This window comes from Bacillus sp. FSL K6-6540, from assembly GCF_038007545.1.
Map to the genome: position 1 here is coordinate 7,069,524 of NZ_JBBOXH010000001.1, position 14,675 is coordinate 7,084,198.

The following is a 14,675-nucleotide window of genomic DNA, read 5'->3' on the forward strand; positions in this document are numbered from 1 at the left end:
AAATTGGGGGCTTGATATGTTCTATAAGTTGTACCCGAGGGATCAGATCAAAAGTTATTTGCTCATCGATATCATACTGACCGTATTCTTATGCTACCAGGTGTTTCGTTCGGATACGGCGCTGGGACTGTGGGGCAGCCTTTTGCTGCTCCTGCTGTTCCTTGTTTCATTCTATGTCGCATTATGGCGTCGGGGCGGCTGGCTGCTGGCTGCCGTGCTGGCAGGCCTGTTCGCTGTAGGCGTACTCGGGGTGTATACGGGGCCGAGCACCCTGCTGTTCGGGATCATTTTCGCCGATTTGCTGGGCCGGTCCAAGTCCAAGGTACATATCGCCATCGGCTGTGCGGCCATTGCCCTATCATTCCTGCTCGTGTTCGTTTTCCGAAAGGAACCGCTGCTCGAAACGTCCAATGCCATTTACCTTCCGATCATGATCATACAGTCGGTATATCCGATCGTCATCTACATCAAGGAGAAAGCAAAAAGCCTGCAGGGGGAGCTGGATGAAGCCAACGAGCAGATCGCAAAGTATATCCAGCAGGAGGAGCGGCAGCGAATCGCCAGGGATCTCCACGATACCTTGGGGCAGACCCTCATGATGATCAAAATGAAGAGCGAGCTGGCAACGAAATGGGTGGATAAGGATCCGAGCCAGGCCAAACGGGAGTTAGGCGAGATTCTGGATACCTCCAGAACCGCCCTCAAGCAGGTGAGGGAGCTGGTATCCGATATGAAGTTCATCTCGCTGGCAAGCGAGCTGGAGCATTCGGCCAAGCTGCTGCATACGGCAGGAATTGCGCTGAGCATCGAGAATCCGGAGAAGCCCCCGCTGTTATCCAGCGTGGAAGAAACGATGCTGGCGCTCTGCGTCCGGGAAGCCATGACCAATATTATCAAGCATAGCCGGGCCGAGCGGTGCACCGTCAAACTGGAAACGAAGGATCATGCCTTCGGGATCCATATCGCGGATGACGGCGTGGGGCTTGCGGGGAACGCCGGCGGAAACGGCCTTCCGTCGATCATGGAGCGGATGAAGACGCTGGGCGGGTCCTCCGCCATCGACCCGTTGCCTCAGGGGGGCACCAAGGTGTCCCTGAAACTCCCGCTTCGCCGGCATGAAAAGGAGGACGCATCATGATTCGAATCGTCATTGCAGAAGATCAGCAAATGCTTCGCGGCGCATTCGCCTCACTGCTCAATTTCGAAGACGACATCGAGGTGGTGGCCGAGGTGCCGGACGGGCAGCGCGCCTGGGACGCGATTCGGCAGCATCAGCCGGACGTGTGCCTGCTCGACATCGAGATGCCTCATATTAACGGCCTGGAATTGGCCGAGTCCATACGTCAAGCAGGCCTATCCTGCAAAATCATGATCGTCACGACCTTCGCACGTCCCGGTTATTTGCAAAAAGCGATGGATGCACAGGTGGAGGGCTATCTGTTAAAGGACGAGCCCATCGATTTCTTGATTGAGGCCATCCGGCGGGTCATGAAGGGCGAGCGGGTCGTGAGCACCGACTTGGCGGCCGCGCTCTTCATGAAGGAGGAGAATCCGCTCAGCGAACGGGAAATCGAAATGCTCCGGTTAACCAAGGAAGGCATGACTACCGGCGACATCAGCAAAGCCTTGTTTCTGACAAGGGGAACCGTGCGCAACTACCTGTCCTCCGCCATCCAGAAGCTGGAGGCCGATTCCCGGCAGCAGGCCGTCACGATCGCGGAAGATAAAGGGTGGCTGTAAACTCCCCGGGATACATATGTAGGAGGTGAAGGAGATGAACGCTTTGACCCATACGACAGCCAGCGTGCCGTGGCAGCGGTTGACGACAGCCTATGGAAGAGGTACGGATATTCCTCGGCTATTGGAAACACGACAATATAAAGAATTGGCCAGCCTGATCGAGCACCAAGGCACCCTGTGGCAGACGACGCCATGGGCCCTGCTTATGCTCCTGCGGGAGCTTGCCAAACAGAAACCGGAGCAGGTCTCTTCAGAGGAAATGGAATTATACTTATCCGTAGCTTCAGCCATAACCGTGGAATATATGGATTCGGCACAAACGGTTGAAACGATGGATAAGCTGCTGGACGAAAGATACTTATGGCCGGAAGACGACGAAGAAGACGATTTGCGATGGGAAGAAGAGGAGCCCCCCGGTTATGAAGCGGAAATCTTCATCAGTTATTATTACTTCAGTTATGTGCTGCTGCAGGAAGCGGCTCCTGTATTCAAAGCAATTATGAACGGCAGCGATCAGCATGCCGACTCCATTTCGGAGCTGCTGGCACTGCTCGAGCCGAAAGATGCCGATATGTAGAAACATGCAGGTTTGGCAAAAAGCGCGAGCCTCCGGTACCGACACCGGAGAATCCTACATAGGACAGCACGGATTTAAACCTTTTTTAAACGAAACCATCCGCTCGTTTTAACCTTGATCCGTTATCATACAAATAATTGCGATAACAAGGAGCGAGCGTGCGTATGAGAGTTCTGGAAATGTTGTGGGTTGCAGCCTGCGTTGCGATGCTGATAATACTGTTGAGCCGTAACACAATAAATCGGAAGGCTGGCGCGATCGTCTGCATCGCTGGCGGTTTGCTGTTCGCCGTGCAGCTGCTGGTTGAGGGATACAGGTGGCAGATGATTCCGGCCTACATCGTCACCGCTTTGCTCTTTGTGTTGGTTCTGTTCAGACGCCGAACGGTCAAGAAACCGCTGCGGTACACGATATGGGGCCTTTCGGTCGTTTTGCTGGGCGGATCGGTTGCCTTATCGGCACTGCTGCCGGTTTTCCATTTACCGAAGCCCTCGGGCGAGTTCAGGGTGGGAACGGATACGCTCCATTTCGTTGATGCGGACCGGGAAGAAACGTTTACCGAACAAAAAGGCGACAAACGTGAGCTTATCGTTCAGGTATGGTATCCGGCCGCAGCGTCTGGCCATGACGCCGAGAAAGCTACGGTGTTTCCTAAGGATAAACGGCTCTTTCATACCTATATGCAAGCATATTCCGAATATCTGGGCCTTCCCGCGGCCGCGTTAGACTATTGGAAATACAGCCGGGCCAACGCTAACGGCCATGCCAATTTGCGGCTGGCGGAGAATCCGTATCCGGTGGTGCTGTTGTCGCACGGCATGGGGGTCGGCAGAATTTTGCATTCGTCCCAGGCTGAACATCTTGCCAGCCACGGCTATATCGTATTTGCCATCGATCATACGTACAGCACGGCCGCCACCGCATTTCCCGATGGGCGCGTAACCGGTTTTCTCACGGAACAATCCCAGGAGCGATTATTCGAGGACAGCCGCACTATTTTGAAGGTGTGGAATGAGGATATCGCCTTTGTCACGGATCAGTTGGAGAGGCTTCAATCAGGCGCCGTCGCCAGCAAGTTTAAAGGAGCCTTAGATCTGGACAACATCGGCATGATGGGCCATTCCTTCGGCGGGGCTGCAGCCTTTGAAGCCGTTTATTCCAACCCGCGGATCAAAGCCGGTGTGAATATGGACGGAACGCTATTCATAACGAAGGACCGGGACGACATGGAGAACCCGTTTATGTTCATGGAATCGGAGGATTTTATGAAGGTGAACGAACAGCAGGCGAAGTATCGCCAAACCCCGGCTACGGAAGCCGAGCTCCAAGCACTGGGGTTAACGCGAGAACAATTCGACATGATTCTGGCGAATCGGGAATTGGAACTGAAGCTAATGGATCGCTTATCTCAACAGGGACTAGGACGGACCGTTTATATCGAAGGCGCAGGACACTATAATTTCACCGATCTTCAGCTGTACTCTCCGCTTACCCGCCTGACCGGCATGACCGGAAGCATGAATGGATCAAGGGGAGCCGAAATCGTCAACCGCTACGTGCTGGAATTCTTTAATCAGCATTTGCGCGGAATGGAGAGTAAGCTTCTAACCGGCCCCTCGGAGGAATACCCGGAAGTGAAGTATCCGGACCGGGTGTTTCTGGAAGGCTAGATTGCCTTACGCTCTATACGTGCCTGATATGTCCTTCTAGTTGTTCATAACCAGCCCATATTTCTTAACGATCCACGAGTCAATCAGATCATTCACCGCTTGTTGACTTATGCGAACAGCCGGCTTCTGCTCTTGCATAGCGTTTGCGGCTTGTACCGAGAAACGAAGCGGCTTGGTCATTTTTTTCATGGATGCTGCCATTTCTTCGAAAAAAACATACGTCAACGGCCGGTGTCCCCGAATATCCTCATACAGATAATACTTTCCTCGTTCATCCTCTGCATCGATTCGAATTCCCTTTGGAAGGGAGAGCAAGATATAGGGTAATTCATCTTCTGCCCACTGTCCCCGGTAGGGGAATGAGACACCTTCATTTCTGACAAAGAATCCGGAGCTTTCATCCCCCTCAGCAATCGAAATAGAATAGACAAAGAAAGGGTGGTAATCGGGCCGTTCTTGCGCCGTAAAATACTGATAATAGGTACGATACGCCTCAGTCACCTGATCCAGATCATGCTGGGTCATGGCATGATTCGTACGGTGAAATTTGGCTTGTTTTTGCTCAAAACATGTCAACATTTGGTTGAATTCTTCCGGCGTTATTAGAAATTTCAGTTTATAAAATCCGCTGTTTTTCAATCTCTCCATTCATCTCACCGCCTGATATCGTTTTATCCCGAGGTTTAGATGCGTGCATGAAAAGTTACCCGGGTTCCTTCGCCTAACCTGCTCTGAATATGAAGCCCTGTTCCGAAATGCCGTTTTAATCGCTGGTCCGTATTGATCAATCCGACCCCGGACTGATGGTTTGCTGTTCTCTCTAGGATTCGCTGCAATTGAGCTTCTTCCATTCCGATCCCATCGTCCTGAACGGTTATCTCGGCATGCGCGGCATGGACGGAAATTCGAATATGTATGGTTCCCCCATAAGTGCGCTTCATGACGCCATGCCTTATCGCATTTTCGACCAAGGGCTGGATCGAAAGGAACGGAATTTGCAAGGCTCCGCAGTCGTCTACCTCCCAAACCACCTGCAGCCGCTCTTCAAACCGAACCTGCTCGATATAAAGATACGAGCGCACCAGACTCAGCTCCTCCTCGATCGGTACAAGTCCAGCCGTGTCTTGGAATCTGAATTTATATCTCAGAAAGTTGCTGAACTCCTCAAGCAGATTCCGCATCTTGTCCAAATCAACGTCGCTTAGGGCCGTCACCGCATTTAATGCATTGAATAAAAAATGAGGCTGGATTTGCGCTTGCAGCCATGCCGCTTCCAGTCGGAGTTGCTCCCGGACCGTTTGTTTAATCGTCGTTAAGGCCTCAATCCTCGACCTGATTTCCATGGCCTCCACCGGCTTGGTCACATAATCGTTGGCCCCCGCCAGAAACCCGCTTTGGATGTCTTTCGGTTGGCTTCTTGCAGTAAGCAGCAGCACAGGGAGCTCCGTGAGCGTAAACCGCTCGCGAATCCTCCGCGTCAGCTCATACCCGGACATCTGCGGCATCATAATATCGGAGATGACCAAATCCCACTCCTTCGCATCCAGTACCGCCAACGCTTCTTTACCGCTTGTTGCCATCGTCACCTCGTATTCGTCAGGAGGCAGTATGGCTTCAAGCACCTGAAGGTTGACGGGATCGTCGTCAATGATGAGCAGGGTCGGCCGGTTACTTCTCCTTTCGGGTAAAGCTCCTTGTATCGCGGCTGGCGGGAAGATCTCCTCTTTTTGCAAACCGGCCCCAATGGTATCCTGCATCGGCATGGACGGCAATGTCGGCGGTCCGTTAGAGTTAGAATCACGCTGAACTTCCTCTGTTTCGAACCCTGCCAGCTTTAATGAAAACGTAAATCTCGAGCCCTCCCCTGGAACGGAGGCCACCTCAAGCGTACCCCGATGAAGCTCAATGAGCTGCTTGCTTATGCTTAGACCTAACCCAAATCCGCCTTCGATCATGGTCTCGCTGGCGCTCGCCTGCTCATACGGAAGGAACAAGCGCTTCAGCATGGTTTCGTCCATTCCGATCCCCGTATCGGCAATCGCGATATAGGCTCTGTCGTCCTCTGTAAAAGCTTGAATCGAAATATACCCTTCATTCGTGTATTTTACGGCATTATGCAGCAGATTGAACACGACTTGAATCATCCGGTTCTCGTCCGCCAAGACGGGAGGGAAATCCTCCGGGATCTGATTGACGATGCTGACCGACTTCACTTCCGCGTTAAATTGCAGCATATCCATCACCCCCGTCACGATGGGCTGGATCGATACGGCTTTTTTCTGCAGCCGCGGATTGCCATCCCGCAGACTCATGACGTCCATCAAATCGTTTAATATTAGTGTTAGACGACGTCCGACGGTCAGAATCGTTTCAAGCTCTTTCACACTCCTGTCCTGCAGCAAAGGCCGTTCCCGGTTCAACACGGATTGCGACATGTTAAGCATGCTGTGCAGCGGATTTTTGAATTCATGGGACGTGTTCGCCAGGAATTGATCCTTATGGTCATTCACTCTTTGCAAGGTTGCGGCAATCTCTTTCGTGTTCGCATGCATCTTGAAATAACCCTTAAACCATACAGCGGCCAAACATCCCATCGAAAGGATCAGGTCAAACGGATAATGGGCAACACTTAAGGCGCTTTCCCGCAAGAACAACGCCCACAGGAAATGATGGACCAACGCAACCATGGAAAAAAGCAGCAGCAAATGGTCTTTAATGCCCTTCATTATGGTTTTGGTGATTGCAATGATCGTGATGACGGCCGTTACGCAGCCGAGCAAAAAATAAACCGGGAAAAGCATGATCACCTGCGGCGGAGCCAAGAACAAGGTAATGCCGGCAGTTCCTAAGATCGTGACGGCATAAACGGGATGAACCCTGTTCCAATAAGAGAGTTCGCGATGATTCGTGCATTCCAGCAACGCATAGCATCCAATCATAAAGGCGGCATTGGACAACCGAAAATCCCAATCGCTGCTGATGTATATGAATTGATGGAACAGCTTCTCATCCGTGCTCAATATGCTCGAAAGGGTTACGCAGAGGGTCAGCAAGGAAAAATACAGCAGCCTCTTTTCCCTATTCCCCAGTAAAAATAAAATGAGTGCATAAACGGAATGCATAAGAAAGATAACGGCTCCCAGCGTTTGCATCGAAACCGAGAGTTTCATTTCTTTGGCCACGGCTTCCTCTGAACCCAATTTAATGGACCTGGCTATGCCGCTGCTTCGGCTATCCACATAATTGGCCGCCTGAATCACTAATTCGATGACGCCGTTGCCGTCCGCCGTAAAGCTTGCAGAATACGGCAGGTTCTTCGCGGTATAGGCTTCCTTCGTGTCCGCCACCCGCCCGGATTCGGCAAGCAAACGGCCATTGACATATAATTCGGATGACGAACGTACGCTAGGCACGCGAATGCTATAATTCAGCTTCTCCTCGGGATTCACTAGAATACGCAGGCGATAGGAAGCAAATCCATATGGAGACGCTTTGCCATTACCATGCAGAGCTTGATTCCATCCCCCCGGAACCGCAATCAGCTTCGGCGGCTTCGGCCCGCCTGATGTATCCTGCCCGCTCCCATCCAGCAGCCACTGCATGGGATAAAACTCCCACTCTCCGTCAAGCAACAGAATGCCGCCTTCTTCGGCATCCCATTCGCGCAAATCGAGATACCCCTTCTTTATCGTCACCTGCTGTTGATCAGGGAACACTTCCACCCACAGCAGGCGCATGCTCGATAGAATCACTATGAGTAATCCTATTAACCATAAAATGTGGCTCTTTTTTATTTGGTGACTTGGTGGGCTCTTTGCCAAGAGATATTCCTCTCCTAATCCACTTTAACGTAAGCATAGCTCCATTATTTACAATTGCAAACCCAAATGAAAGAACAACCATTGATGACTACCATGCCATCAATGGTTGTTTGCGTTACTCTTATTTATCGGTCAGACCGGTCACTTTCAGCATTCTTGCCATCAATGCCGTCCTCAGCACGCGTCATTTGCGCAGCATCCATATAGTGTCCTACATCAGATTAACAACCCTATCTATACAAAATCTATACACGACGCGCTGGCTCAGGGCGTAAACGGCGATTCTATGACCGATCGGGGCGATATAAATAACCAAAAAAGAGTGTTCCCCAATTAAGGGAAACACTCTTTCTAGTCATCCGCATTATTTCAAGCCCAGCACTTCTACATCGTAAATCCGTGCAGCCGTGTCCCCGCCCTGTGTCGCCTTCTCGATCTGAAGACGCACGTACCGTGCGGAGGTAAGTTCGATGGCATGGCTGCTGATCCCTTGCGTGTTGTCCTTGACCGAGACGGCATCCTTCCACTCCTTGCCGTCCGAGCTTACTTGAATGGAGAAGGCCCGCGTGTTGAACGCGGCCGGCTCGCCTCCGGCTTCCGCGTGCTTGATCACGAATTCGCTGACCTTGTGCTCGGCTCCCAAGTCTATCGTCAACCAGTGCGGTCCGTCTCCGACGGCACACCATTTGGTGGCGGCATTGCCGTCCACTGCAAATGGCGGCGCTTCCTTCTCGTTCACAAAGCTGGATGCGGACGCGCTTTTGCCTAGAGCAAGGTTGCCGACGCCGTTCTCGGCTTCCCGGGTTACCGTGATGAGCTTCTTCTGGATCCGATCCTCGCCAACGCTATTTTTAGCGGTCAGCGTGACCTCATACGTTCCTTCCTCGGGATAGGTCACTTTAGGATGCTGGTCCGTGCTGGACGCCGGCTGCCCGCCAGGGAAGCTCCAGCTCCAGGACTCCGTCACTTCCGAGGAAAGATCCGTGAATTGCACCGTTTCTCCCGGCGCAATCAGGGTTTTATCCGCCTTGAAGGCTGCCGTCGGCTTCGGATATTCCGGCCAGTCGAAGCTGGCGGATGCCGCTTTTCCTTGCTGGTAGTGGCGGTTTACCGGAATCACAACCATTTTGGTTGCCTCCTCCTTAAGCGAACGCTTCATTTCCGGTACGTAATAAACGGTATTTCCCGTCATGCCCATCAGTTCGTACTTGCCGTCCGGATGGACGCGGTAAACCTGATAGTACAGAACGTCTTCATTCTGTTTCGGCGCTTCCCACGACAAGCGCGCATCCCCATATATTCCATCGCGGAAATCATTCTCGGTTACCTTCAAATCGTTCACCGCGTGCGGTTTCTTCGCCTTGTCGTTCACCTGCGTAACCGCCAGGCGGCCGATGTTGGCCCGATAATCCGCCTGATCCGCCGCGGACTCGAATTGAAGCGAGATTCCGGTGATCGTACGGCCTTTATACTTGTTCAGCTTGACGCTTCCCTGCTTCCAATCCTGATTCGCGCCCGTCGCGGTCCACTTGCCAGGCTCGAAAAATTCGTACCGATCCGGCGCATCGGAGAATGCCAAGCCGATCTTCACCTTGGCGTCGTTGGCATTGTCGGCATACACGAGCGATACTTCCGTGGTCGCTTCCACCGGGATATTCGCCTTGTACAGCTTGAGATGGGTGGAGGAGCCTTTGCTTACGGCACCCGCCACTTGAAGCGAGCTGCCGCCGTAATAGGACTTGCCGAAATCAAATCCCGGTTTCAGGGCCTCGCCTTTGCCGTTAGTCTCCGTGATCCATCGCCAGGTCGGCAAAATATCCTGCAGGCTCCGGTTGCTCCAATCGCGGCTTCGCATCACTTTGCCGTCCACCGCAAACAAATGGCCGTTGCCCGTATTGAAATGGGTGACGAATTCGGAGTCGGTCAGCACGGTTTTTGCAACGACATCATGGGCAATCCCTCTCCAGGCAAGCGGATCGGTCCCTTCGGGTTGTAACGTGTTCGCCGGATTCATTCCGGGTCCCACCCAGAAAATCTGCTCCTTATTCATGTACTCCTCATGGGTTTCGGAGCTGTTGTACGCCCAATCCGGACGGTAAATGCCCAGGGAGGTCGTGGCTTTCTTCCCGTCCGGGAACAGAACCGGCCAATTGAACCTGCCTTCGTAGCCCTTCGCCTCCACGTCGATGCCGGCATATAGATCATACGGACTGCGGCCAAGCTCTGCCGCTTTGGCCGGGGAGTTCAAGAACGGAGTAATGTAATCGTATTGGCCGTTCTTCTCGTCTTTGAACTGCCATCGGAAATCGAGGAACATATTGTCGGAAACCCGCTGATTTCCCTTTTGGAAGAACATTTCGTTCTTATCCGTCAAAGCGCCCTGCCACTTCACCGGCCCCTCCTCGATCATGGAATCGTACCAGATCACTTCCATGCCGGGCGCTTGGTTCTGCTGCAGGTAAGTCAGAAACTCAGCCATCTTGGCCGCATCTTCCGGCGTTCCGCCCTGCGTTTCCTGATTGATGAACCAGCCGTCGAATCCATAGTACGTCGCTACCTCGATCAGCTTATCCGCAACCGGGAAGGTGCCGTCCTCCCGCTGCTTTAACAGATCATGCAGCCACTGGATTTTGCCCCCGTGCTCGGTTTGCGGCAAGAAAACGGTTCCAAAAACAGGAACCCCATTCTTATGGGCCGCATCGATGACGTCGCTGCTTGGCGGAACTATTAATCCTTCGCCTGCGGAGCCGCCCCACATGACCAGCTTGTCGATGTACTGCCAATTGCTGAACGTATAGGTATGGAACTTCTCAGAGCCTTGCGAAGGAGCTCCGCTTGTGCTCGGATACATGGAAGCGATCGATAGCACCTTTACTTCTTCCTTGGCATTGCCGTTTACTTTGCTTCCTTGGATGCGCTCATCCTCCAGCTTCACCGTTCCCCGGTTAAAACGGGCATCCTTGTCCTTGGACGGCGACCATTCCAGCAGCGTGTTCGGATACCAATACGACGAATGCGGCTGGGCCGCTTCGGCTTCCCCGGCAAAGCCCGTCAGGGATGCGGCAAGCAACGCCGTGCTCATCCAGGCCGCCATTCTGCGCTTCCACTGGGTTCTTGCGTAATAATCCGGTTTGATTCGTTTCATGGGAAAACCTCCTATTATTCGAAGATCATTTCGCTTACGCACATTGGAGCCTTTGTCAGTGAAGAAAGAAAGGACAGAGAGAAACGGCCGTAAGGAACAGCCGCTTCTACCCTTCATCCCCTTTACGGATTACTTGTTTTGAGCCTTCCACTCATCGAACTGCTTTTGAGCTTCGGCGATCACTTTGTCGATGCCGGCATCCTGGAACTTTTGTTTAGCTTTCGGCAGATATTCTTCAGGATCGACGGAGCCGGTGTACAGCGCCGGAATAAATTCCTTGGCTACGTTCGTGATGGCCGCGACCTCCGTTTTGACCGGAGCCGTGTCGAAATTAAAGCCGAACGTAGGCGCCACTACGGCAGAGGTGTTGAATTTCTCGAATGCTTCCCATTTGTCCTTCGGCTCGCCTTCGTGAAGGTACGTCAGGAACATGTTGCCGAGCGCGAAACCAGGCATCGCGTAGTTCTCCTGCATGGCAGGCATATCCTCAATATACGGCTCTTCAAGCTTCTTGTAGTGCGTTCCTTCCAAGCCGTATTGAATCATGTTCCGGAGTTTCACGTCCGTGTTCAGCAGGTTCAGGAACATCATCGCCCGCTCCGAATTTTTGGAGTAAGAAGAAATGGCCATCATCGAACCTGCTGCGGAGCTGGTGTAAATGACAGGATCATGCATCGGTCTGGTCACGATGTCATAGCCCGCGTTTCTGGACCAGCCAAGCTCTGCGTATGGCTGCGTAATTTCGCGGTCCACGAGCCATTTGCCGGTTTTGATGTTGTCGATGCCGTCCAGCGTTGCGATGTCCTCACGCACATAGCCCGCTTTATAGTATTTGCGCATGGTCTCAAGCGCCGATTTCAATTCAGGCGAATCCAGCAAATTCACGAATTTAAAGTCCTCGGTGTCCAGATACATGCCGATCGGAATTTCATCGCCGAGCGGGTAGTCAAACGGCATGTACGGTTTAAAGCCTTTCGGTACGGCAAGCGGCGTAATTTCCGCAGGCTCGTTCTCTTTAATCGTTTTGAGAAGCGGTTCCAGATCTTCAAGCGTGGTCACCTTGGAAATGTCCAGGTTGTACTTATCCAGATACTTTTTGTTGAAGCGCCATACAAATTGCTGTGCCAGTTCCTTGTTGGCCGGGATGCCATAGTTGACGCCGTTAACCTTCGTTCCTTCCAGGAAACGGGGATCCAGTACTTCTTTAATGCCTTTTCCGTACTGATCAAGCAGTTCGTTCAGCGGCTTAAACGCGCCTTTTGCCGCATTTGGAAGGTAATCGAACGCCCACGAGCTGGTGAAGGCGATGTCGTAATTCTCGCCGGAGCTCGTAATCACCTGCATCCGCTGGCTGTAATCGCCCCAGTCGATCATGCTGATTTCGATTGTTGCATTGATTTTTTCCGTCAAATATTTATTGATTTCCTCTTGAACCATAGGCAGGTCTTTCTGGTTTGGCCCGATCATGTACATTTTCAGTTTGACCGGATCCAGTTTGGAGGCATCAATGGTGCCGTCGCTTTGGACAGCCGCCTCTTCCTTCGCTGGTTCACTTGGCTTACTGCCGCCTTCCTTGCTGCCGCAGGCCGACAGTACAACGGTCAGCAGAAGCACGAGAGCAAGGGACAGTAAAGAAATCTTCTTCTTAAACATGAGTTTTTCCCCCTGTGTCACTTAATGGTTATTGCTATATTGATACCGCTTACACACCCGAGACATGAAAGCCGGATTTCTCCGGCAGTGTGCGCTTGCGGGTTCAACCTTATGAAATTATCCTTTGACCGAGCCTACGGTCAGACCCTGGACAAAATACCGCTGGAAGAACGGATACGCCATGACGATCGGCAGCGTGGCCAATACGACCATCGCCATCCTTACCGTCTCCGTCGGCAGGCCGGCGGCCACATCGAACGAGCCGATATTCTGCGCATTCTTCGTCAGGAAGTCCATGTTCTTCTCGATCTGCATGAGCATGAACTGCAGCGGTGGCGTTGCCTGCGGATTGTTATAATACAGCAAGGCGTTAAACCAGTCGTTCCAGTAGCCCAATGAGCTGAACAAGCCGATGGTGGCGATCCCCGGCAGCGAGACCGGCAGGACGATACGGATAAAGGTCAGAAATTCGCCGGCGCCATCGATTTTGGCGGACTCGATAATCTCATCCGGAATCGTCGTTTGAAAAAAGGTCCTCATGACGATGATGGAGAACGCGCTCAAGGATAGCGGAAAGATCAGCGCCCAGATCGTGTTCTGCAGATGCAGGAACTGGGTCATCACGATATAACCCGGTACCATGCCGCCCGAGAACAACATGGTGAAGAACGCCAGAAAGCTGAAAAACCCTCTAAATTCAAAGTTTCGGCGGGACAAGGCATACGCATAGGTCGTAACCAGCGCCAGACTCACCAGCGTTCCCAGTACCGTGACCAGGAGCGTCAAGCCGAATGAGGACAGCAATTCGCTTCCCGTTTTGAAAATATACTCGTACGCGGCCGTGCTGAACTGACTCGGCAGCAGCCTAAAGCCTTCCAGGACCAGCGTCTGTTCGTCCGTCAGGGAAATAATGATAACAAATAGGAACGGAAAGATACAGGAGAACGAGAAGAGCCCGATCACGATATTGAAAATCGTATTCCACAAAGGGGAGATGGCATTATAGTCTCTCTTCCTTGAACGCTTGGCCGACTGGCGGGCGGTTTGCGTTGATAGCTGCGACATTGATGTTACACCTCCCTCGGATTAGAAAATCGCATGATCTTTTTCGATTTTTCGAACGATATAATTGGCAACCAGAATCAGAACCAGTCCGACAAACGATTGGTACAAGCCCGCTGCCGTGCTCATGCCGATGTCTCCCATGTTGATCAGCCCGCGGTAGACGAAGGTATCGATGACGTTCGTAACCGGGTACAGCGCCCCCGAATCCTTCGGAAGCTGGTAGAACAATCCGAAATCGGAACGGAAGATGCCGCCGATTGCCAGTATGGTCAGGATGATCATGAGCGGCTTCAACAGCGGAATGGTGATGTACCGCACCTGCTTCCACTTGCTGGCGCCGTCGATGACGGCCGCTTCATAATAAGACTTGTCGATCCCTGTGATAGCCGCAAGATAAATAACGCTGTTGTAGCCTACGCCTTTCCAGATGCCGACAAAAATGATGATGAAGGGCCAATACTTCGCTTCCGAATACCAGCTGATCGGCTCTCCTCCGAAATAGGTAATGATTTGGTTCAGCGTTCCTTTGTCCACGCTCAGAAAGGTGAACGCAAAATAACTGATGATGACCCACGACAAAAAATGCGGCAGAAACATGCCGGTCTGATATACCTTGGCCGTCCGCTTGTTGACAAGCTCGCTCAGCATGATCGCAAATCCGACCGCAATGACCAGGCCCAGAATGATAAAGGCGAGGTTATAAAGAATCGTATTTCTCGTAATGATATAGGCATCATTGGTCGTAAACAGATACTCGAAGTTTTTGAATCCTACCCATTCGCTGTTGAACACGCTGGCGAAGAAACCGTCCGGGCTGATGCGGAAATCCTTAAACGCGAGCACGGTACCGAACATGGGCAAGTATGCAAAGATCAGAAACCAAATGGTTCCGGGCAGTATCATCAGCAGCATGAACCGGTTGCGTATAACCTTTTTGATGAACCCCGACATGGGCACTCCTCCTCTTCCCTGTTAAATGCAAGCGATGCGACCGAAGCTTTAAA

Annotated in this window: 10 protein-coding genes; 4 read left to right on the top strand and 6 right to left on the bottom strand. The window is 52.2% G+C overall.

Annotated elements, in window-relative coordinates:
• The first annotated feature begins 16 nt into the window (after positions 1–16).
• From MHH82_RS31870 to MHH82_RS31885, 4 genes are all read left to right on the top strand, one after another.
• Positions 17–1,138 (top strand): sensor histidine kinase, encoded by a 1,122-nt coding sequence (locus MHH82_RS31870; protein ID WP_340969567.1) that lies wholly within the window; start codon positions 17–19, stop codon positions 1,136–1,138.
• Positions 1,135–1,740 (top strand): response regulator transcription factor, encoded by a 606-nt coding sequence (locus MHH82_RS31875; protein ID WP_090909640.1) that lies wholly within the window; start codon positions 1,135–1,137, stop codon positions 1,738–1,740. Before MHH82_RS31870 ends, MHH82_RS31875 begins: the two co-directional genes overlap by 4 nt.
• Before the next feature lie 34 nt (positions 1,741–1,774).
• Entirely contained in the window at positions 1,775–2,317 is a 543-nt protein-coding gene (locus MHH82_RS31880; protein WP_015738039.1) for a hypothetical protein, read from the top strand.
• 164 nt (positions 2,318–2,481) lie between these two features.
• Positions 2,482–3,987 carry an alpha/beta hydrolase family protein gene (locus MHH82_RS31885; RefSeq protein WP_340969571.1) on the top strand — a complete coding sequence of 502 codons (1,506 nt, stop codon included), beginning with the start codon at positions 2,482–2,484 and terminating at the stop codon, positions 3,985–3,987.
• Between the two features lie 36 nt (positions 3,988–4,023).
• Here the strand turns inward: MHH82_RS31885 and MHH82_RS31890 are convergent, their stop codons facing one another.
• The 6 genes from MHH82_RS31890 to MHH82_RS31915 form a co-directional block, all read right to left on the bottom strand.
• A complete protein-coding gene (locus tag MHH82_RS31890; RefSeq protein WP_036659499.1) occupies positions 4,024–4,635 on the bottom strand; it encodes a hypothetical protein in 612 nt (203 codons plus the stop codon).
• 35 nt (positions 4,636–4,670) lie between these two features.
• Positions 4,671–7,739, bottom strand: coding sequence for an ATP-binding protein (locus MHH82_RS31895; protein ID WP_445661985.1), 3,069 nt, complete (start codon positions 7,737–7,739; stop codon positions 4,671–4,673).
• A gap of 433 nt (positions 7,740–8,172) precedes the next feature.
• Positions 8,173–10,953, bottom strand: coding sequence for an endo-beta-N-acetylglucosaminidase (locus MHH82_RS31900; protein WP_340969578.1), 2,781 nt, complete (start codon positions 10,951–10,953; stop codon positions 8,173–8,175).
• Positions 10,954–11,082: 129 nt separating this feature from the next.
• Positions 11,083–12,606, bottom strand: a complete 1,524-nt coding sequence (locus tag MHH82_RS31905) for an ABC transporter substrate-binding protein (RefSeq protein ID WP_015738044.1) — start codon at positions 12,604–12,606, stop codon at positions 11,083–11,085.
• A gap of 117 nt (positions 12,607–12,723) precedes the next feature.
• Positions 12,724–13,671: a carbohydrate ABC transporter permease gene (locus MHH82_RS31910; RefSeq protein ID WP_009590967.1), complete on the bottom strand. Its 948-nt coding sequence runs from the start codon at positions 13,669–13,671 to the stop codon at positions 12,724–12,726.
• Between the two features lie 21 nt (positions 13,672–13,692).
• Positions 13,693–14,622 carry an ABC transporter permease gene (locus MHH82_RS31915; RefSeq protein ID WP_009590960.1) on the bottom strand — a complete coding sequence of 310 codons (930 nt, stop codon included), beginning with the start codon at positions 14,620–14,622 and terminating at the stop codon, positions 13,693–13,695.
• Positions 14,623–14,675: the final 53 nt, after the last annotated feature.